This window comes from Thermostichus sp. MS-CIW-15, from assembly GCF_054060575.1.
In genome coordinates this window covers 33,059-54,490 of the sequence record NZ_JBSSDI010000005.1, presented here as the reverse complement: position 1 = coordinate 54,490, position 21,432 = coordinate 33,059, and the positions used below count along the sequence as shown (strand labels likewise).

The 21,432-nt window shown below is 61.1% G+C and carries 14 protein-coding genes; 5 read left to right on the top strand and 9 right to left on the bottom strand.

The features are described from left to right. The first annotated feature begins 10 nt into the window (after nt 1–10). Nucleotides 11–1,216, top strand: coding sequence for an aminotransferase-like domain-containing protein (locus ACVW0R_RS02930; RefSeq protein WP_457501610.1), 1,206 nt, complete (start codon nt 11–13; stop codon nt 1,214–1,216). 248 nt (nt 1,217–1,464) lie between these two features. On the opposite strand, the gene ACVW0R_RS02925 is transcribed toward ACVW0R_RS02930, so the two are convergent. The 4 genes from ACVW0R_RS02925 to ACVW0R_RS02910 form a co-directional block, all read right to left on the bottom strand. Then, nucleotides 1,465–2,214, bottom strand: coding sequence for a TMEM43 family protein (locus tag ACVW0R_RS02925; protein ID WP_099813152.1), 750 nt, complete (start codon nt 2,212–2,214; stop codon nt 1,465–1,467). Nucleotides 2,215–2,769: 555 nt separating this feature from the next. Continuing rightward, nucleotides 2,770–3,195, bottom strand: coding sequence for a tellurite resistance TerB family protein (locus tag ACVW0R_RS02920; RefSeq protein ID WP_011430539.1), 426 nt, complete (start codon nt 3,193–3,195; stop codon nt 2,770–2,772). Nucleotides 3,196–3,283: 88 nt separating this feature from the next. Continuing rightward, nucleotides 3,284–5,131: an aminopeptidase P family protein gene (locus ACVW0R_RS02915; RefSeq protein WP_457501609.1), complete on the bottom strand. Its 1,848-nt coding sequence runs from the start codon at nt 5,129–5,131 to the stop codon at nt 3,284–3,286. 131 nt (nt 5,132–5,262) lie between these two features. Next, entirely contained in the window at nt 5,263–5,676 is a 414-nt protein-coding gene (locus tag ACVW0R_RS02910; protein WP_099813392.1) for a rhodanese-like domain-containing protein, read from the bottom strand. Nucleotides 5,677–5,878: 202 nt separating this feature from the next. Between ACVW0R_RS02910 and ACVW0R_RS02905 the strand changes: the two genes are divergently transcribed. Both ACVW0R_RS02905 and ileS read left to right on the top strand, forming a co-directional pair. Beyond that, a complete protein-coding gene (locus ACVW0R_RS02905; RefSeq protein WP_240527866.1) occupies nt 5,879–6,652 on the top strand; it encodes a Cif family virulence factor in 774 nt (257 codons plus the stop codon). A 564-nt stretch (nt 6,653–7,216) separates the two neighbouring features. After that, nucleotides 7,217–9,982, top strand: a complete 2,766-nt coding sequence (gene ileS, locus ACVW0R_RS02900; protein WP_457501636.1) for an isoleucine--tRNA ligase — start codon at nt 7,217–7,219, stop codon at nt 9,980–9,982. Between the two features lie 29 nt (nt 9,983–10,011). On the opposite strand, the gene cysK is transcribed toward ileS, so the two are convergent. After that, the gene (gene cysK, locus ACVW0R_RS02895; protein WP_011430534.1) at nt 10,012–10,992 is read right to left on the bottom strand and encodes a cysteine synthase A; all 981 of its coding nucleotides are present in this window, start codon (nt 10,990–10,992) and stop codon (nt 10,012–10,014) included. A gap of 507 nt (nt 10,993–11,499) precedes the next feature. Here cysK and dxs point away from each other — a divergent pair. Next, nucleotides 11,500–13,449 carry a 1-deoxy-D-xylulose-5-phosphate synthase gene (gene dxs / locus ACVW0R_RS02890; protein WP_414402844.1) on the top strand — a complete coding sequence of 650 codons (1,950 nt, stop codon included), beginning with the start codon at nt 11,500–11,502 and terminating at the stop codon, nt 13,447–13,449. Nucleotides 13,450–13,451: 2 nt separating this feature from the next. Here dxs and ACVW0R_RS02885 read toward each other — a convergent pair whose 3' ends face one another. The 3 genes from ACVW0R_RS02885 to fbp all read right to left on the bottom strand — a co-directional run bounded on the left by ACVW0R_RS02885 (nt 13,452) and on the right by fbp (nt 17,133). Further along, the gene (locus tag ACVW0R_RS02885; protein WP_240527867.1) at nt 13,452–14,366 is read right to left on the bottom strand and encodes a tetratricopeptide repeat protein; all 915 of its coding nucleotides are present in this window, start codon (nt 14,364–14,366) and stop codon (nt 13,452–13,454) included. 176 nt (nt 14,367–14,542) lie between these two features. Continuing rightward, nucleotides 14,543–16,093, bottom strand: coding sequence for a glucose-6-phosphate dehydrogenase (zwf, locus tag ACVW0R_RS02880; RefSeq protein ID WP_457501608.1), 1,551 nt, complete (start codon nt 16,091–16,093; stop codon nt 14,543–14,545). 41 nt (nt 16,094–16,134) lie between these two features. Continuing rightward, on the bottom strand, nt 16,135–17,133 hold the full coding sequence (gene fbp / locus ACVW0R_RS02875) for a class 1 fructose-bisphosphatase (RefSeq protein WP_011430530.1): 999 nt from the start codon (nt 17,131–17,133) through the stop codon (nt 16,135–16,137). 256 nt (nt 17,134–17,389) lie between these two features. Here fbp and ilvD point away from each other — a divergent pair, with 256 nt between their 5' ends. Beyond that, a complete protein-coding gene (gene ilvD / locus ACVW0R_RS02870; RefSeq protein ID WP_011430529.1) occupies nt 17,390–19,087 on the top strand; it encodes a dihydroxy-acid dehydratase in 1,698 nt (565 codons plus the stop codon). A 129-nt stretch (nt 19,088–19,216) separates the two neighbouring features. Here ilvD and ACVW0R_RS02865 read toward each other — a convergent pair whose 3' ends face one another. Then, nucleotides 19,217–21,262, bottom strand: coding sequence for a PhoX family protein (locus ACVW0R_RS02865; RefSeq protein WP_457501607.1), 2,046 nt, complete (start codon nt 21,260–21,262; stop codon nt 19,217–19,219). Nucleotides 21,263–21,432 lie beyond the last annotated feature (170 nt).

Genomic DNA, 21,432 nt, shown 5'->3' with positions numbered 1-21,432 from the left:
GAAGATTCGGATGCGGCCCCTCTTAGAGACCCTGTTCGCCCGGCGGGCCCAGGCGGTGATCCCGCCTCCTGTTGGCGCGGAGATCGCTGGGGCGGTGCCGGTAGTAACCAGTTTTACCTTTGGCCTGGCGGATCCGCGGTTGTTTCCCAAGGCCGACCTGGCGCGGGCGACAGCGGAGGTGTTGGCGGAAGATGGGGATGCTGCCCTCAATTACGGCGGCACCTTTGCCGGGTTGATCGAGGTGGTGCAGCAGTTGATGCGGGCCAGAGGGGTGGAGGCGCAGCCGGAAAACCTCTTGATCGGCTATGGCTCTGGGCAGATCCTTGGCCTCTTGCCCCAGGTCTTTGTGGAGCCGGGGGATGTGGTGATCGTGGAGGGGCCCACCTTCATGGGGGCGGTCAGCCGTTTTGCGGCGGCAGGGGCGCGTCTGATCTCGATCCCGGTGGATGGGGAGGGCATGGTGGTGGATCGCCTGGAAGAGGTGTTGCGCGAGCTAGCCCGCCAAGGGATCCCACCCCGCTTTATCTACACCATTCCCACCTTTCACAACCCTAGGGGCTGCACCCTCTCTTGGCCGCGGCGGCAGAAGCTGCTGCAGTTGGCGGCTGAATACAGCGTGGTGGTGGTGGAGGACGAGGCCTACTACGACCTGCGCTTTGTCGGGGATCCCTTGCCCAGTTTGGCCGCGCTGGATAAAGAGGGCTGGGTTCTGCACGTGGGCACCTTTTCCAAGATTGTGGCGCCGGGGGTGCGGGTGGGCTGGGCCTGTGGCCATCCCGAGATCATCCGCCGCTTGGAGATGTTTCGCAGCGAGGGATCCCTGGGGCCTTTTTTGGGCCGGGTGGTGGCCCGATACTGCGGGGAAGGCCGCCTAGAGAGCCACATTCAGCTTTTGATCCGCCGTTACCGAGAAAAGTGCCACCTGATGTTGGAGGCCATCGCTCAATGTTTTCCCCCTGAAGTCAAGGTGGAGGCCCCTGGGGGTGGATTCTTTATCTGGTGCGAGCTGCCCCCTCCCCTGAGTGCCAACACCTTGCTGTCGGCCACCCGAGCGCTGGGGGTAACTTTCTTGCCGGGTACCCACTGCTTTGCTGATGGCCAAGGGGATCACGCCCTGCGCCTCGCCTTCAGCTACCAACCGGAAGAGCGCATCCTCAGCGGCATCCAGATCCTCGGAGAGCAACTGTACAAACTCATGGGCCAACGATCAATATAGGAAAAAGAATCTGCTAGGGCAGCCACAAAGCGGCTCTTAACCTTCGGGGATTAGTAGGTTGGTCGCTCCAAATTGCGTTGAAACCGTTTGCCTTGATCCCCAGCTCCTTTTGTCCTTCGGGAGAGAAGTTGGGGGTGAGGGGAAAGTAAGAGGAATCGAGACAAGCTATTTCGCTGCTCTTCGGAGCAGCCATATTTGAATGGATGCAGCAGCGCTGCAAGCTCTTTGCTGTGCCGGCAGAGGAACTCTTAAAAACCTGCCACTTGCCGTCTGGGACGTCGCCCCAGCACGTTGAGGATGAAAACTCCCGCCACACCCAAACAGAGGAGCAGCGCCACCGGATTATGCACTATCGATGAGACTAAAATAGTCGTCCCTGTTAAAACCAAGGCTATGAAAAAGGTGACCACTCTCGTCATAGATCGCCCCAGGCCGCTTAGAAAAGGAAAGATGCTGAGCATCGTATGAAGGGGGACGAAGAAAGAGTCGGCCCCGATCCACATCATCAAGAATCCCACAAAGCGCAGGATCCAAGTCAGGGCATTGTGTTCGGCAGCAAGACGCTCAATGGCTGCAAATCGATCGCTGGCAAATAGCCGATAAAATCGAATGCTGCGCGGCCCCAGGTAGCTCTCTAGGCTGTTAGGGGTGGCCAAACGACCAAAGACAGTTACTTGAGTTCCGCTGTACAAGGCAGTGTACGAAGTTCGCATATCGCCAATTTGTGGATTGGCCAGGGTTCCCCGCCCCTTGAAAACATAAGAGCCTTCCACCCTAGCTGGGATCCCCAGGATCAACGTTTGGGGCTCCAGAGGAACAGCGTAGGGAGTTTCGATCTGCAAATCTTGCATTCCAATTCGGTAATTCCCAATTTGAGCCTGGCTGACTCGAAAGAGTTGGCTGGAAAAAGCCATCGGTGGGTTGACGTGCTCACTGCTGCGATAAAACCGGCTTGAATCTTCGGGGTTTTCCGTCCAGACTTTGGTGTAAGTATAGATTGTCTCTCTGACTTCCTATCCGCCAAACTCCTCTTGAGTGCGAGTTTCTTTTTCCTCTTCCCAAGCATACATTTCCGCCTTGCGCCTGACGGCAATATACGGCCCTGGCCGCAGGAAGAGATTATCGCCCAAAAGCTCATTGCTGGTAATTGGGCCTGTGAGCGATACTAAGCTTCCAAGAGGCGCAGAGGGCGAGCCCAATGGACTGATTTCAATGGCCCCAGTTGCCACTTGGGCAAGGTTGACCCGCCCCTCATTCCAAAACAAAAGCCAGAACGATCCCAAAACAATCCAACAAACACTGATACAAAAGAACTGGCCAGCCGCGAGCCAAACCCAACCCGCTCTACCTGTCTATAACGCTCAGCCATAGCCCTGTCCCCAGCGATGGCTTCAGTCTAGCACAGCCCCTTCTATTTATCCATGAAATCTAGCCGTTTTATAGAATTATAGAATTCAGAGCAAGTTTTTAACTTTTCCAAACTTATGTCTATTCCAGAAGTAGATTGCACCTCGTACAGGTTATGAGAACCCTATTTTTCAGCTAAGAATTGATTAAGCAATGTCCCCCCTTACAGCCTTGACCAGGCGCCGGAAAAACTGCCCCACGCCCTTCACCAGATGGGGTGCCGATTCTGGGCGAGGCGGGATCCCTGCCATTAGGGTGTAGTAGTCATCCAAAAGGTCGTGCTCTTCCGGAGAAACGGCGTTGTCGGCCATCATCAGGTTGCCGATTGCCCCCAGAAGTTGTAGGCGCTCGGTTTCGGTGGCCTGGGCGAGATAATCGGCCATCCAGCGCTCCGTTTGCGCCATCGGAATGGGCTCTTGGATCAGCTCTCGCAGCTCGGCATCGTGCTCCAAACCATAGCGGCGCAGCAGGGATCTCAGATAGGCCAACTCCTGCGGCTCTAGGTGCCCATCGGCCCAGGCGGAGCCGGCCACAATTTTGAGGATGAGCCGATGTTGGGTTGTCGGGTTCATGGCGGGATCCCTTGTCGCTAGAGGTGCCGCTGGCGGTCGGGGTTCTGGGGCCCTGAGCGAGCTGGGAAGGGGCTGGCCAGGGGCAGTCTCACTCGGCGAGGCCGCAGGCGCGTTTTAACCAGGCGGCATCTTGTTCTGACAAGGTGGCGTGGTGAATGGCGTAGACCTGGCGGTGATACTCCTCAAGCCAAGCCCGCTGTGCCTCGTCCAAGAGATCCCAATCGATCAGCCGCCTATCGAAAGGGATCCAAGTCAGGGAGCGAAAGCCCATCCAGCCCTCTGGCTCCGGAATTGCAATCACTTCGTAGAGGTTCTCTAGGCGAATTCCACCCCAGCCCGGCTGGTAGTAGCCCGGCTCGATACTGGTGATCATGCCTACCTTGAGGGGGGTGCTGGCGCGGCGGTGGATCCCGTTGGGCCCCTCGTGGACGTTCAAAAAGGCGCCGACACCGTGGCCGGTACCGTGGCCGTAGTCCAGCCCCGCTTGCCAAAGGCTGGAACGGGCAATGCCATCCAAGGAGACGCCGTAGGTATCGGGGGGGAAGATCTGACGGGCGCAGTGAATGTGGGCTTTGAGCACCTCGGTGTAGCGCCGCCGGCACAGGGGATCCGCCGGTTGCGGGCCAATCCAGAGGGTGCGGGTAGCGTCGGTCGTGCCCCCCAGGTAGTGGGATCCGGAATCCAACAGAAACAACTCGCCTGTCTGCAAGAACTTCTGGGGATCGGGGGTGCCGTAGTGGACGATGGAGCTGTTGGCGCCGGCCCCGGCAATGGTGTTGAAGCTCAGGCCCACCCAATCCCCTTCCTCGCGGTAGTGGGCCTCCATAACAGCGGCCACATCGGCTTCGCTGATGGGGATCCCTGCTTGGATTTGCCGGTCAATCCAGGCCAGGGTGCGGATCTTGGCCCGGCTGGCTTTGCGGTTGGCCAGGCGCATCTGCTCCAGCTCGGTGGGGTTTTTGACCGCCTTGAGGAGATCCACGGGGTGATCCAACTCGCGACAGGTTGCCCCCCGCAGCAGCTCTTGCGTGCCCTGGGTAGTCTGCTTGGGATCTACTCCCACTGGCCCGTAGCGCTCGGCCCACTGGGGCAGTTGTTCCCGGTAGGCCTCGTAGGGCCAGAGCTCTACCCCTGCCTCAGCCAGCACTTGCTTTGCGGAGGGAGTGAGGCGCTCCAGATCAGTAAACAGGGCAACCCTCTCCAGGGCAACTAGCGCATAGGCGCGGAAGACCGGGTTGTAGGGAATGTCGGAGCCGCGCAGGTTAAACAGCCAAGCTACCTGATCCAGTTTGGTTAGGGGCAACAGTCCCACCCGCTTGCGGCGCATCTCCTGGCGCACCTGGGCCAGCTTGTCGCTGGGGGGGGCTCCGCAGAGCTGGGCAGGGACAGGGTAGATGGGTTGCTCCAAGAGAGCTTGGCTAGATTCCTTGGCCAGCTTGTCCAGTGGGTTTTCGCTAACCGGCACCAGCAGCACTCCTCCGGCTTGGGCGTGGGCTTGCAACTGGCGGTAGGTGGCCACCGACACCGTAAAAGGATCCACCCCCAGGCGAAAGCCGGATCCCAGCTCTTCCACGATCTCCATCAGGCTGGGCTGCTCCGGCAGGCCGCCTTTGATCACCGTAAACAGGTTGGGATCCACCTCCCGCTCCGCCTGCTCGTGGTAGCGGGGATCCACCCACAGCCAGGCGCGGTCTTGGCTGATTAGGGCATCGCCCACCGAGCCGGTAAAGCCCGTGATCCACTGCCGCCGCTTGCGATATTCCAGCAAATACTCATTGAGGTGCTCATCAGCCGAGGGCACCCAAAAGCCATCGAGATTTTGTTCCTGCAAAAGCTGGCGCAACTGCTGCAAACGAGTGGCAATATCCAGGCGGGGCAGGGTTTGGAGCATGGTGGGGATGAGAGGGAGATCTGGGCCGATGACCTTAGAGACCAATATAGTTCTCTTTACCTTGGGAAAGCAGATGGGAAGAGAGGAACCGGCTACCTAGGCCGCTGGTCAACTGCGAAGCAGTAGCCAAGGGCTTCTGCGTTATTGCTAGGCGACGCGGTTGCGAACGCACTGCTCTAACTCCCCTCTCCCTCTGGGAGAGGGGCTGGGGGTGAGGGCTGAGATTCGGGAAAGCCGGCCTCTCGCCAAGCGCGGATCCCGCCGTCCATGGAGATCACGCGGCGGTAGCCCATCTTTTGCAGGTTATCGGCTGCCAGCGCCGAACGAAAGCCGCCGCCACAATAGAGGACAATCTCGGCTTCTTTGTCTGGGATCACCTTCTCGATGTCCCGCTCGATAATGCCTTTGCTGAGGTGAATGGCGCCGACGATGTGGCCGGCCTGCCACTCCGACTCTTCCCGCACGTCGACCAAATAAAAGGGATCCCCTTGCAGTTGTTTCTGCCTGACTTGCTCGACTGTCAGCTCTTGGATGCGGCTTTTGGCCTCGTTGACCAAAGCTAAGAAAGCAGGGGAGTGGTGGGACGCCATGCACACCTCGCCGAGAACCCAGCTCCCAGGATAAACCCAGGCCCACTCCAGTGAGGCAACGCCAAACCTCAAAACCTCGATCCTCAGCAAGCTAAACTAAAGAGAGGCAGATTTGCCGCCGGAGGCCCCCAGTTTGAGCTTCCAATCCACCCTTTCCCAACTGCTTGGGTTCCTTGCTCTGACTTTGAGCTGGGGGATCCCTTTGCCCAGCAAGGCAGCGGCCCAGGCTGCCCCCTTGCCTCTGGAAAGCGGGATCCAAAAACAGGTCTCCGCCCCGGCACCGGCTCCCTTGGTGAAGTGGCTGCAAGAGCAAATAGAGGCCGCCAACCGGCGGGATCTGGAGGAGGTGATGGCCGGCTATAGCCCCGACTTCCGCCACCGCGACGGCCTGGATCGGCAGGGGGTGGAAAGGGCCATTCGCAAGCTGTGGGAGGCCCATCCCCAGCTGACCTACGCAGCGGAAATTCTCTCTTGGCGGCGGCTAGGCCCTGAGATCGTGGCCGAGATCGCCAGCCAAGTGCAGGGATCCCAATCTTCAGCGCGGGGGGAGTTTCAGGTGCAGGCCTCTGCCCTGGTGCGCAACCGCTACCGCCCGAATGCGGCCAAGCCGGAGCAACTGCTGTTGGTGGAGCAGGAAGTGCTGCGGGAGGCCAGCACCCTCACCTCCGGCTCGGCGCCCCCCACCGTCACCTTCAGGTTGCCGGAGGTGGTCAAGCCGGGATCCCCCTACTCGCTGCAGGCCATTGTGGCCGAGCCCCTCGCCCAATCTTTGCTGTTGGGCGCCGTCGAGGAGCAGCCCGTGGCTGCGGCCGGCTACTTAGATCTAACTTCGTTTGCCCTTGAACCTCTGCAGGCGGGCGGGCTCTTCCTGCAGGCAGATGCGCCGCCAGAAGCTGGCGCCCGCTGGCTCTCGGTGATGCTAGTCAACCAGAGTGGCCTTGTTGTCGAAAGCCGGCGCCTCGTCATTCAACCCTGAGGGATCGACAGCCCTTAAGGACTCTTGACCTGGGTAGTTGTTGAGATCTTTTGGGCGAAGCTGAGATTTGAGAGGTCTGGAAGCCCTCGGAAGATTTCTGCTCGACTCCAAGCCCCGGCGGTCGTCGAAAACTTGCAGAAAAACTATCCGCTCTCCCCCACCACCCAGGCAAAACAGGCGGTCCAGGAGAGAGCGGTCTAGCGGGCCTTCAACTGGAACCTGACTGCCGGGAGGAACTCCAAGCGAGCCAGAACGCGAAGACTCCTCAGCAAGCTAAGGATCTGAGTTCAGGCCGTTAGAGAACAGCCCCGGCGCACAGCCGGCTGAACCCAACTTGACGACCCTTACAACAACTACTATCTGGCATCCGCTGGAACCTCCCTTACTCAACGACATCCTGAGGCTAGCACAAATCTTTACCAAGGTGGCGGGCCGGATCCCTTCCCCTCAGGCCAAGGAGACTGAGAACGAGGCAACGGCGTAGGATAGAAGGACGCCCTTTAGCCTGCTCAAGTTGCCGTGGACTACAAAAGTACCCTCAACCTGCCGCAAACCCAGTTTCCCATGCGGGCGGAGGCTGCCAAGAGGGAGCCCGCCATCCAAGCCTTTTGGCAGGAAGAGCAAATCTATCAGCGTCTGTCGGAGAACAATCCTGGGGATCCCTTTGTGCTGCACGATGGGCCGCCCTATGCCAATGGCGACATCCACATGGGCACCACCCTCAACAAGATCCTCAAGGACATCATCAACAAGTACCACCTCCTGCAGGGGCGCAAGGTGCGCTATGTGCCCGGCTGGGATTGCCACGGTCTGCCCATCGAGCTGAAGGTGTTGCAAAGCCTCTCCCCCCAGGAGCGGCAGAGCCTCACCCCCCTACAACTGCGGCAAAAGGCCAGAGAGTACGCCTTGCACTACGTCAACGTGCAGCGGGCCAGTTTTCAGCGGCTGGGGATATGGGGAGATTGGGATCGGCCCTACCTGACCCTATCGCCGGAGTACGAGGCGGCCCAGATCGAGGTGTTTGGCCAGATGGCCCTTAAAGGCTACATCTACCGCGGCCTCAAGCCCGTCCACTGGAGCCCCAGCTCCCAGACAGCCCTGGCGGAAGCGGAGCTGGAATATCCCGACAACCACATCTCCCCCAGCATCTACGTAGCTTTTCCTCTGCAGAGCCTCAGCCCGGCGGCGCAGCCGATTTTGGAGCCCTTCTTGCCAGGCCTGCGGGCGGCCATCTGGACGACTACCCCGTGGACGATCCCGGCCAACTTGGCTCTCTGTTTCAATCCCAAGCTTACCTATGCGGTGGTGGAGTCTCCCCGCTTCGGCCTACTACTGATTGCCGCCGATTTGCGGCAGCGGCTGGAGAAAGTCCTGGAGACCCCCTTAGAGGTCAAGGCCACCCTGCCGGGATCCGCCCTGGAGTACTGCCAGGGACGCCACCCCCTCTTCGACCGCAGCAGCCTCTGTGTGCTGGGGGACTATGTTACCACCGAGTCCGGCACCGGCATTGTCCACACGGCGCCGGGGCATGGGGAAGAGGACTTCAAGACCGGCCAAAAATACGGCCTGCCCATCCTCAGCCCTGTGGATGAGCAGGGGAGATTCACCGCCGAGGCCGGATCCCAGTTTGTCGGGCTAGATGTGCTCTCCAAAGAACCAGAAACCAGTGGCAACCTAGCTGTCATTAAGGCTTTGCGGGCTGTCGGCGCCCTGCTCAAGGAAGAACCCTACAACCACAAATACCCCTACGACTGGCGCACCAAAGAACCAACCATCTTCCGGGCCACCGAGCAGTGGTTTGCGTCCGTAGCCGGCTTCCGGGAGCTGGCCCTGCAGGCCATCAAAACCGTGAAGTGGATCCCACCGGAAGGGGAAAACCGCATCACCGCCATGGTCAAGGAGCGCTCCGACTGGTGCATCTCCCGCCAGCGGGCCTGGGGGGTGCCCATCCCCGTCTTTTACGACGAGGAGACCGGCGAGGTGCTGCTCACAGCCGAAACTATCGACCACATCAAGGCCATCTTCGCCCAAGAGGGATCCGACGCCTGGTGGAAGCGCCCGGTGGAAGAGCTGCTGCCGGAGCAGTACCGCCGCCATGGCCGCACCTACCGCAAGGGCACGGACACCATGGATGTTTGGTTTGACTCCGGCTCCTCCTGGGCGGCGGTGGCCCGGGCACGCGGGCTGGGCTACCCCGTGGATCTCTACCTGGAGGGTTCGGATCAGCACCGAGGTTGGTTCCAGTCCAGCTTGCTGACCTCAGTGGCGGTCAATGGCTGTGCCCCCTACAAGGCGGTGCTCACCCACGGCTTTGTGCTGGACGAAAAGGGCCAGAAGATGAGCAAGTCCCTGGGCAACGTCATCGATCCCCTGCTGCTCATCAACGGCGGCAGCAATCCGCAGACGGATCCCGCCTACGGGGCCGATGTGCTGCGGCTGTGGGTCTCCAGCGTCGACTACTCCGGCGATGTGCCGATAGGCAAGACCATTCTGGGGCAGATGGCGGATGTCTACCGCAAGATCCGCAACACGGCCCGCTTTTTGCTGAGCAACCTCTACGACTTCAACCCGGCGCAGGATGCTGTTCCTTTTGAAGCGTTGACGGAGTTGGATCGCTACATCCTGCACCGCCTGCAGGAGGTGGGAGCGGAGATCACCGAATCGTTTGAAAACTACCAGTTCTACCGCTTTTTCCAAGCGGTTCAAAACTTCTGTGTGGTGGATCTCTCCAATTTCTACTTGGATATCGGCAAGGATCGCCTCTACATCAGCCACGCCCGCAGCCTGCGGCGGCGGCAGTGCCAGACGGTGCTGTCGCTGGTGCTGGAGAACTTGGCCAAGGCCATTGCCCCCGTGCTCTCCCACCTAGCCGAAGAGATCTGGAGCTACCTGCCCTACCCCAAGCCCACCCGCTCGGTGTTCGAAGGGGGCTGGATGCGGCTGCCGGAGCAGTGGCGGGATCCCCAGTTGGCCGCCACCTGGGAAAAGCTGCGGGCGGTGCGGCAGGAGGTGAACAAGGCCCTGGAGCAGGCCCGCACCGACAAGGTCATCGGCGCTTCCACCGAGGCCAAACTCATCCTCAAGGTGGCGGATCCCCACCTACATGCCCTGCTGGAGGAGCGGGCAGCCGAGCTGCGCTACCTGTTTATCACTTCCCAAGTCGAGTTGGTCAAGGCCGGCCCTGGAGAGGAGGATCTACAGGTTGCCGTTCAGCCAGCGGAGGGGAAAAAATGCGTGCGCTGCTGGAACTATTCCACCCGGGTGGGCGAGTTTGCCGAACACCCAGAGCTGTGCGAGCGCTGTGTGGCAGCCCTGGCTGGCGAATTTTGAACGTCGGATGGATTGTCGGAATTGTTGGCCTAGGTTGGGTTGGCCTGCAGGATCCCGGCGTCGGCCTCCTCCCGCTCCAGGTTGCGGAAGAGGGGCGTGCTCAGGTAGCGCTCGCCAAAGCTGGGCTGGATCATCACGATCAGCTTGCCGGCGTTTTCCGGTCGCCGCCCCACCTGGATAGCGGCAGCCAGGGCTGCCCCGGTGGAGATGCCGGAGAGGATCCCTTCTTCTTTGGCCAGGCGGCGGCTGTAGACCATGCTCTCCTCGTCATCTACCGCAATTACCTCGTCCAGCAGGTCGCGCCGCAACACCTCCGGCACAAACCCCGCCCCGATGCCCTCGATGCGGTGAAAACCGGGCCGCCCTCCACTTAAAACAGCACTGGCCTTGGGCTCGACGGCCACCAGTCGAATGGAGGGTTTTTGGCTTTTGAGGAAGCCGCCTGCCCCTGTGATGGTGCCGCCGGTACCCACCCCCGCCACCAAGATGTCCACCTGGCCATCGGTATCCTCCCAGATCTCCGGGCCAGTGGTGCGGGCGTGGATTTGAGGGTTGGCCGGATTGGTGAATTGGCCCAGCATATAGGCATTGGGGGTGCGGCGCACGATCTCTTCGGCCTTCCAGATGGCCTCCCCCATGCCGCCGGCGCTGCTGGCCAGGTGCACCTCTGCTCCGTAAGCCTTCAGCAGCCGCCGCCGCTCCAGGCTCATGCTCTCAGGCATAACGATGATCAGCCGGTAACCCTTGGCAGCAGCAGCCATGGCCAGGCCAATGCCGGTATTGCCAGAGGTGGGCTCCACCAAGATGGTCTTGCCGGGGGTGATCAAGCCAGCTCGTTCGGCAGCCTCGATCATGCTCACGGCAATGCGATCTTTCACCGAGGCGGCAGGGTTAAAGCTCTCCAATTTCACGACGATCTCAGCCAGACACCCTTCGGATTGAGGGATCCGGTTTAGCCGCACAAGAGGGGTACGACCGATGAGCTGAGTGATGTTGGCGGCAATTTTCATGGTTCACAAAAAGGCAGAAACCGATCGCGACAGCAGGCCGTCGGCCTCAAGTCCAGAGCAGCCGAGGGCCTTGTGCGATGCTAACCCCTGCATGAGCTCCTTGGTGCTCCCTCTCAGGATCTCACTGCCCTTGGACCAGGGGATCCCGATGTTTTCCGAAGTTCCGCAGGGGATGGCAACAAAACCCGCCCAGAAAATGATTTAGCTGAAGGGGGTTCGGGGGTAGATCAGCCCCGCACTGTACTGTCGAGAGGCAGTCAGTGCCAGATACCCCCGTCGCAGACTCGCAACAATAAAATGGATCTAGTTGTACAAAACGGCGTTGCCGGAACCTGGTGCAACTACGCGGTAGGGCATTCCATGTCTGCATCCCTAACGGCACGGCAAAGCCGAACGCAGAGGGTTCTTGCAGAAGCTCCCCGACGAAGCGAGAAGCCCGCACTCTATACGTCAGCATGAGTGCGGGAGTATGTCACAGTGAGATTACACCGGAAGGACAAGTCCCCTATGCACCTGAGTGAGATCACTCACCCCAACCAGCTCCGCAACCTCAGCCTCAGCCAGTTGCGCAGCCTAGCCCGCCAGATTCGCGAAAAGCACTTGCAAACGGCTGCCAACTCTCCAGCCGGCTGTCACCTGGGGCCGGGGCTGGGCGTGGTGGAGCTGACCTTGGCGCTCTACAAAACCCTCGACCTGGATCGCGACAAGGTGATTTGGGATGTGGGCCACCAAGCCTATGCCCACAAAATGCTTACTGGCCGCTACCACAACTTCCATACCATTCGCCAGAAAGGAGGGATTTCCGGCTACCTCAAGCGGAGTGAGAGCCGCTTCGACCACTTTGGGGCCGGGCACGCCTCCACCAGCATCTCGGCAGCCCTGGGCATGGCCATCGCTCGGGATCGGCGGGGAGAAAACTTCAAGGTGGTGGCCATCATCGGGGATGGCGCCCTGACTGGGGGCATGGCCTATGAAGCCATCAACCACGCCGGGCACCTGCCCAAGACCAACTTGATGGTGATTCTCAACGACAACGGCATGTCGATTTCCCCCAATGTGGGGGCCATCCCGCGCTATTTAAACCGCCTGCGCCTCAGCCCACCGGTGCAGTTTTTGGCCGACAGCCTGGAGGAGCAGCTAAAGAACCTACCTCTAGTTGGCTCCAGCCTCAGCCCGGAAATCGACCGTCTCAAGGAGACGGTGAAGCTGGTTACTGCCGTGCAGAACAACAAGGCCGGCATCATCTTTGAGGAGCTGGGCTTTACCTACGTAGGGCCGGTGGACGGGCACAACCTGGCGGAATTGTTGGATGCTTTTGAGCTGGCCCACGGCATCTCTGGGCCGGTGCTGGTGCACGTGGCTACGGTCAAGGGCAAGGGCTACCCACCGGCAGAGGCTGAGCAGGTAAGCTATCACGCCCAATCCCGCTTCGACCTAGCCACCGGCAAACCCTATCCTCCTACCAAACCCACTCCCCCTAGCTATAGCAAGGTCTTCGGCCACACTCTTTGTAAACTGGCGGAGCGGGATCCCCGCATCATTGGCATCACGGCGGCTATGGACACCGGCACCGGCCTAGACAAGCTCAAAGAAAAACTGCCGGATCAGTTCGTGGATGTGGGGATTGCCGAGCAGCACGCTGTTACTTTGGCTGCTGGCATGGCCTGCGAGGGGATGCGACCGGTGGTGGCCATCTATTCCACCTTCCTGCAGCGGGCCTACGACCAGATCATCCACGATGTCTGCATTCAAAAGCTGCCGGTCTTTTTCTGCTTGGATCGGGCAGGGGTGGTGGGAGCGGACGGCCCCACCCACCAGGGCATGTACGACATTGCCTATCTGCGCTGCATTCCCGAGATGGTGCTGATGGCTCCCAAAGACGAGGCGGAGCTGCAGCGCATGGTGGTGACCGGGATCCAGTACACAAAGGGCCCCATCGCCATGCGTTACCCGCGCGGAGCTGGCGTGGGGGTGCCTCTGGCCGAAGAGGGGTGGGAGCCCATTCCCATCGGCAAAGCAGAGGTGCTGCGCAGCGGCGGCGAGGTCCTGATCCTAGCCTATGGGTCGATGGTGCATCCCAGTTTGCAGGCAGCGGAGATCCTCAAGGAACACGGCATCTCCACGACGGTAGTCAATGCCCGCTTTGCCAAGCCTCTGGATACCGAGCTGATCCTGCCCCTGGCCCAACAGAGCCGCCTGGTGGTGACGGTGGAAGAAGGCTGCCTCATGGGCGGGTTTGGCTCGGCAGTGGGGGAAGCTCTCCTGGATGCCGATATCCGAGTGCCGCTGTTGCGCCTGGGGGTGCCGGATGTGTGGGTGGAGCACGCCACTCCTGAAGAATCGCTGGCGGAACTGGGCCTGAACAGCGTCGGCATTGCCGAGCGCATCCGGGCCAAGGTCGAGGCCCTTCAGGGACAGAGGGCCTCGCAGGCTCAAGCTATTCTGGGCAGCTCCTGAGCCTACTCTTTCCCAAGGCCCATCTGCTGGTTGAACTGCTCGATGGCGGCTTGCTGCAGAGCCTCTGCAACAGGACGGGTGCGCAGGAGGATTTGCACATCCCGCAGCAGGTTCTCCCGCCACAGGTTCTCCCGCAGCACCTCTAGCCGGGCATAGCTGGGATCCAGGCGCATGGCCTTGGCCCCCAGTTCTTCCGCCCGTTCGGTTTCGCCGCGAACGTAGAGGGCCGTAGCCAGGGCTAGGTAGGGCTCTGCCACCGCGTCGTTCATCTCGATGGTGCGTTCCCAACGCTCGATGGCCGCCTCCAGATCCCCTTGTTCATAGTCCACCAGGCCGATGTTGTTCATGGCCGGCCAATAGGCGGGATCCAACTCCAAGGTTTTCTCATACTCCTGCCGGGCGCGATCCCATTGGTCGAGCATGAGGTAGGCATTGCCCAGTTGAAAGCGGGCGTTGGGGCTATCTGGCTGCAAGGCAACAGCCCGTTCCAGGGTTTCAGCGGCGGCAAAATAGCTGCCCTGCCGCAAGTAAGCAGATCCCAGCGAGTAGAGAATGTCGGCGTCGTCGGGAGCCAGGGCGCGGGCCTTTTGCAGCGCTTGGATGGCTTGGCCATAGTCTCCTAGCTCCAGGTGGACGTTGCCCAAAACGTAGAGCAGCTCGGAAGAGGTGGGCACCATGGCCACCGCCAGTTGCAGGCGGCGCAGCGCCTCTTCCGTCTGGCCAAACTGGGCCAGCCGCAGCGCGTCCGTGGCCAGTTGCAGCCCCTGCGCCCGCATCAACTCCCCATTGGGCAGGGGAACACGCAGCAACACCTGGGCTCGAGCGGGATCCCATTTCCCTCTCCCCAACACCATGGCGAGGCCCAGCGGCAAGGTTAGCAAAAACCGGACAGACAACCGGAATAACAGTGGCGGCATGACACCCACGCAAAAACAGGCCATGCCCATGTTAGCTGCAGCAAGCGGGGATCCTTCCTGCCAGGACTGGTTTCAACCATATTGCTATCCAACGCTGTCGCGAACGTGTCGGCGGCCTCCAACTCCCCCCTCCCTGAGGAAGAGGGGCTGGGGGTAAAGGCAGCGATTGAAACAAACTAGAGGCGTCGCCACCGCCGCCCCGACTGGGCCAGCAGGTCTTCGGCGGCCTTCGGCCCCCAGGTGCCGGCTTCGTAGGTGTACAGCGGCGGCGCAACGCTGCTGCCATTGCCGCCGGGCTGGGCTTCCCAGGCCGATAAAACCGGCGTCACCACCCGCCAGGCGGCTTCCACCTCGTCAGCGCGGGTGAACAGGGTGGGATCCCCCAGCAGGCAGTCCAACAGTAGGCGCTCGTAGGCATCTGGCGTGGTTGACCCAAAGGCTGTCCCGTAGCGAAAATCCATTTCCACCGAGCGGGTGCGGATCTCCGGCCCCGGCATCTTGGCCTCAAAGCGCAAGGAGATGCCCTCGTTGGGCTGTATGCGCAGCACCAGGATGTTGGGGCTCACCTCCCGCGCTGCCGAAGGAAAAAGAGATAGCGGCACCTGCTTAAAGTAGATGGCCACCTCGGAGACCTTCTTGGCTAGGCGCTTGCCGGTGCGCAGGTAAAAGGGCACCCCCTGCCACCGCCAGGTGTCGCATTCCAGTTTCAGGGCAACGTAGGTGGGGGTTTGCGAGTTGGGGTTAACATTGGGCTCTTGGCGATAGCCTGGCACCGGCTTGCCGCCAATCCAACCAGGGCCGTACTGGGCCCGCACTGCTGCCGCAGCTACATTGCGAGTGTCCGCCAGGCGGGTGGCCTGCAGCACCTTAGTCTTTTCGTTGCGCACGCCGTCGCTGCGCAAGGAGACGGGCGGCTCCATGGCAGTCAGGCAATAGATCTGCATCAGGTGGTTTTGCACCATGTCCCGCAGAGCGCCGGCAGCGTCGTAGTAGCCGGCCCGATCCTCCACCCCCACCGTTTCCGCTACCGTAATCTGCACGTGGTCGATGTAGTTGCGGTTCCAGAGAGGCTCAAAGATGGCGTTGGCAAAGCGAAAGACCAGCAGGTTTTGCACCGTCTCTTTGCCCAGGTAGTGGTCGATGCGGTAAACCTGCTCTTCCTGACAGATGCGCTGCACAAGGCGGTTCAGCTCCTGGGCCGAGGTGAGGTCGTGGCCAAAGGGCTTTTCGATCACCACCCGCGTTTTGGTTGGATCGGCCAACATCCCCGCTGCCCCCAACTGCTGGATGGCCTGGGCGTAGAAGTCCGGCGCCACCGCCAGATAAAACACCCGGTTGCCGCGGGTGCCCCGCTCCTCATCCAGTTGGCCGAGGAGTTGCTTGAGACGCAGGTAGCCCTCGGCCTCTCCGATATCGAGGCGACAATAGAACAGGCGGCTGGCGAAGTCCTGCCAGAGGGCTTCTGGCCCCAGATCTTGGGGGGCAAATTCTTCCAGGGCCGCCCGCATCTTGTCCCGATAGACCTCGTGGCTCCAGTCGCGCCGGGCCACCCCCACCAGGGTAAACTCCGGCGGCAGCCGTCGCTGCACGAATAGCCGGTAGTAGGCCGGGATCAGCTTGCGGGCGGCCAGATCTCCGGAAGCACCAAACTGCACCAAAATACAAGGATCCGGAATGCGCTCTTGGTTGAGGCCAACGCGCAAGGGGTTTTCAGTCAGGGTTGCCATAGGGTCGGCTCAGCTTGGGTGGGCGGGGTTGGGAAGGGTGGCTAGGGGGTCAACGACCCTTCCAGGCAGCGCAACACTTCTTCCACATTCTTGCGGCTGCCGATAATCAAAGGCACTCGTTGGTGCAGGGATTGGGGCACGATGTCCAGGATGGCCTCGGTGCCGGTGGTGGCTACGCCTCCCGCCTGCTCAGCCAAAAACGCCAGCGGGTTGGCCTCGTACATCAGCCGCAGCTTGCCCTCTGGTTTTTGCCGGGTGCCAGGGTAGAGATACACTCCTCCCTGCAACAGGATGCGGTGAAAATCCGCCACCAGAGCGCCGCTGTAGCGGGCGGTGTAGCCATCGCGGCGGTGGACATAGCGGACATAGTTCTGGATCCCTTCGCTCCACTGACAGAAGTAGCCCTCGTTAAGGCTGTAGACGGAGCCGCGTTCGGGAATGCGAAGGTCGCTCTTGGAGAGGATGAACTCGCCCAAGCTGGGATCCAGGGTAAAACTGTGTACTCCCTTGCCGACGGAATAGACCAGTTGCGTGCTGGGGCCGTAGAGGATGTAGCCGGCGGCCAGTTGGCGACGGCCTGGCTGGAGGAGATCTTGGTTGTCTGCTTCCGGACGATCCTCAAGGGGGTGAAGAACGGAGAAGATAGAGCCGACGCTGAGGTTGGCGTCAATGTTGGAGGATCCATCCAAGGGATCGATCAGCAGGGCCAAGCGGCTGAGGGAGCAGTTTTCCGGCAGGCGGGCCGGCGTTTTCAGCTCTTCTGATACCAGCCGGCACACCAGGCCGGTCTGCTCCAAAGCGCGGATGAAGGCCCGGTTGGCGTAGTCGTCCATCCGCTGCTGCTCTTCCCCCTGCACATTGACGCTGCCGGTTACCCCCAGCGTCCCCTCGATCAGCCCTGCCTGGCTGAGGCGGCGGGCGATCATCTTGCCGGCCAGAGCAATGCGGTTCATCAGGGCGCTGAAGTCTTGGGCCTCAGGGGTAAAGCCGCTAAACTGCTGCAGCACATGCCGGGAGAGGGTAAGCACATCCCGCGCCATCTCGCGCTCGGCGCTGCTGGGCACTACGGGCGGAGAAGAACTGACCACCATAATCGCAGGCTTCCTCAGGATTCTTACTAGCTAGGCTGGCCAATCCCGACAGCGAGAGCCGAGAACTTACAGGGTTGCTTTAGATTTGGCCTGCCGGCAGGGTTCTCGTTCGGCTTGCCTGGCGAAAAACCGAGTAGGATAGGTTCTACTTGTTTTTTTTGAATTGGATCCCAGCGCGGGCTTATTGTCCCGCTCTTTACCTATGATGGCCAACCCTCCTTTTCCGCTGCGCAGCCAAGTGGTCACCCAGGGGGTGCAGCGCTCTCCCAACCGCGCCATGCTCAGGGCCGTGGGCTTCCGTGATGAGGACTTCGGCAAGCCCATCGTCGGCATTGCCAACGCCCACAGCACCATCACTCCCTGCAACATCGGCATCCAAACCCTGGCCGAGCGCGCCGAAGCTGCCCTCAGGGCCGCCGGCTGCATGCCTCAGGTCTTCGGCACCATCACCATCAGCGACGGCATTTCCATGGGTACGGAGGGGATGAAATACTCCTTGGTGTCGCGGGAGGTGATCGCCGATTCTATCGAGACGGTGGTCAACGGCCAGAGCATGGATGGTCTCTTGGCCATCGGCGGCTGCGACAAAAACATGCCGGGGGCGATGATCGCCATGGCCCGTCTCAACGTGCCCGCCATCTTCGTCTACGGCGGCACCATCAAGCCGGGGCATTACAACGGCCGCGACCTCACCATCGTCAGCGCCTTTGAAGCCGTAGGGGAGTACAGCGCTGGCCGCATCTCCGAGGACGAGCTGCTGGCAGTCGAGCGCCATGCTTGTCCCGGTGCTGGATCCTGCGGCGGCATGTACACGGCCAACACCATGTCCAGCGCCTTTGAGGCCATGGGCATGAGCCTGCCCTACTCTTCCACGATGGCGGCAGAGGACGAAGAGAAAGCCGAAAGCGCTGCCCAATCGGCCAAGGTCTTGGCTGAGGCCATCCAAGCCAATATCCGACCCCGGGACATCATCACCCGCCAGAGCATTGAGAACGCCATCTCGGTCATCATGGCGGTAGGGGGATCCACCAACGCCGTGCTCCACTTTTTGGCCATTGCCCACGCAGCAGAAGTGCCCCTGACGCTGGATGACTTCGAGACCATCCGCGCCCGCGTGCCCGTCCTCTGCGACCTCAAGCCTTCAGGCCGGTTTGTTGCCACCGATCTGCACCGGGCCGGCGGGATCCCCCAAGTAATGAAGATCTTGCTCAACCACGGCCTGCTGCACGGCGACTGCCTCACCATCTCCGGCCAGACGATTGCCGAGGTTTTGCGGGACGTGCCCGACGAGCCCAGCCCCGACCAAGAGGTCATCCGCCCCTGGCACAGCCCCCTTTACCCCCAAGGGCACATCGCTATCCTCAAAGGCAACCTCGCGCCCGAAGGGGCGGTGGCCAAGATCAGCGGCGTCAAGACTCCCAAGATCGCGGGGCCGGCGCGAGTCTTCAACTCAGAAGAATCCTGCCTGCAGGCCATCCTCGCCGGCCAAATTCGACCGGGGGACGTAGTGGTGATCCGCTACGAGGGCCCCAAGGGCGGCCCCGGCATGCGGGAGATGCTCTCCCCCACTTCGGCCATCATCGGCGCCGGCCTGGGGGACAGCGTGGGCCTGATTACCGATGGCCGCTTCTCCGGCGGCACCTACGGCATGGTGGTGGGCCATGTGGCCCCTGAGGCCTACGTAGGCGGCCCCATTGCCCTGGTGGAGGAAGGGGATCTCATTACCATCGATGCCCCCGCTCGCCTGTTGCACCTGCATGTTAGTGAGGAAGAGCTGGCCCGCCGCCGCGCCCGCTGGGCTCCGCCCGAGCCCCGCTACAAACGGGGTGTTCTGGCCAAGTACGCCAAGCTGGTCTCCAGCAGCAGCCTGGGGGCGGTGACGGATTTGAACTTGTGGGATTAGGCCCTTCACCCCCGGCCCCTCTCCCTCAGGGAGAGGAGAGGTTTGAGTACGACTCTTGCAGGAACAGAGACAAGAAAGCGGCAGGGATCCCTGCCGCTGGGTTTTATTGGCTGACTGCATCAGCGCCAGTTAGGCACCGATGATGCCGCCGTCATTTTTGGTGATCACCACCACCGCCGAGCGGGGGTAGACGTCGTCCTTGTAGTCGGGCCAGCGAGAAATGATCTTGCCGGCGGCAAAGTCCTCGTCACTGGTGGTGGAGCCGGGGTGCTGCACGTTGATGAACATGGTGCGCTGATCAGGAGTGGTAACCACACCGGTAATCTCCTGTCCAATCGGCCCTACCAAGAAGCGGCGAATTTCTCCCGTGTCGGGATCGGCGGCCAGCATCTGGTTGTTGCCGAACTGGGCGAAGTCCCCCTTGTTAAGGCTGCTTTCGCTGATGTCGGTCTGGATCCAGAGGCGACGGCTGGCGTCGAACCACAGCCCATCGGGAGAATTGAAGATGTTGTCTGCGTTGAGAGGCTGCCCTGACAGGGTACGGCTGTCGGCGGAGGGGCCGGCCAAGACAAAGATGTCCCACTCGAAGCGGGTGGACTGGGGACTGCCCATCTCTTTCCAGCGGATGATGTGGCCCCACTGGTTCTTGGGACGGGGGTTGGCGGCGTTCACCTGGTCTGGTTCCCGGCGGCTGTTGTTGGTCAGGGTGAAGTAGACCATGCGGGTCTTGGGATCCACCGCTCCCCATTCGGGCCGATCCATCTTGGTGGCGCCGACGAAATCCGCCGCCGTGCGGGTGTTCACCAACACGTCCGCCTGGCTGGTGAAGCCATTCTCGGGCGTGAGGCCGTTTTGCCCAAACACCAGCGGGATCCACTCCCCTGTGCCGTCTTCGTTGAACTTGGCCACGTAGAGGGTGCCTTTATCCAACAGGTGGCCACCTGCCGTCTCCTTGCGGTAGGGCTCGGCAGAGACGTACTTGTAGATGTACTCGAAGCGGGCATCGTCCCCCATGTAGAGCACAATCGGCTGCCCTTCCACCGGCGGCTGGAACACCACGCCCTCGTGGGCAAAGCGGCCCAGAGCCGTGCGCTTCTTGGGCGTGCTGCTGGGATCAAAGGGATCGATCTCCACCACCCAGCCGAAGGTGTTGGGCTCGTTGCGGTAGTCCTGGGTGGGATCGGCGCCCGTGGGGGTGGCGTTGAAGCGGATGAACTCGTCGGCTTTGTTGCTGGCCAGCTCCCAGCCGTAGCGGGAGGTCTCGGTGCTCACGCCGTAGCGCTTGTGCTCGCGGGGCAGGTTGGGCTTTTGATCCGGCCCTTTGCTGGTGTTGGTGAAGTAGCCGGCCCAGTTTTCTTCGCAGGTGAGGTAGGTGTTCCAGGGGGTAACGCCGTGGGCGCAGTTGTTCAAGGTGCCCCGCGTCATCGTGCCATCGGGGCTGAACTTGGTCTTGACGAAGTCAGATCCCCGCACAGGCCCGTGGATCTCCATGAGGGTGAGGCCGGTAATGCGGCGGTTGAGGCGATCCCGCACCACAGTCCAGTTGCCGTCCCCCTGCTGCTTGATGTGGACAATGCTCACCCCGTGGGCGTTCAGCTCTTTGAGTACTTGATCGGGATCGCGGCTGCCGTCGGGATTGACCGGATAGTCCTCGTCGTCAAACTTTTGCCCCTTGGCGGCAGCGTGCATGAAGCGCGGCTCCACATACTCGTGGTTGAACACCAACAAGCCCTCATCAGAGCGGCCCTGCCAGGGATCCTTCCCATCAATGGGGAAGAAGTGCATGCCGTCGTGGTGGCTGCCCACCTGCATCCCTTGCTCGGCGCCGGTGTTTTCCAGCTTGAACTGTGGGTAGGTGCCGGTGATGGGGGTACCCCAGGCCAGCAGCGGTCGAGCCGTGTAGCCTTCGGGCACCACCACTTTGTCTTCTGCACTCACGGGGATCGCCTTGAAGCCCAGCAAGGAGCTGCCGCTGGCCGCTTTGGCAGATTTGGAAGCGCCGTTTAGCGCCGGCAGGCCGAAAAAGGTGGCCACTGCCGCCGCAATGCCGCCCTGCAGCACTTGGCGCCGCTGCAGGCGGGTTTCCAGAATGCTGCTGAAGGTAGGGTTGGGCGAATGATTGCACAGAGGCTCGTCCCCATGACGGAGCCGGGGGCCATGCGGATTGCTATTCACTTTGGTTCTCCTCTTCTCTTGTCTTGTCGGTCTTCTAGAAGCTAGATGTTTTACAAAAAACATCTATTCCCCGCGTGACTGTTTTCACGCATAAGGATAGGCACTACAAAACTAGTGGCTCGAAGTTAAGGAGAGACCAAGCCCAGGTTAAGCCTTGCCGATTTGGAGAA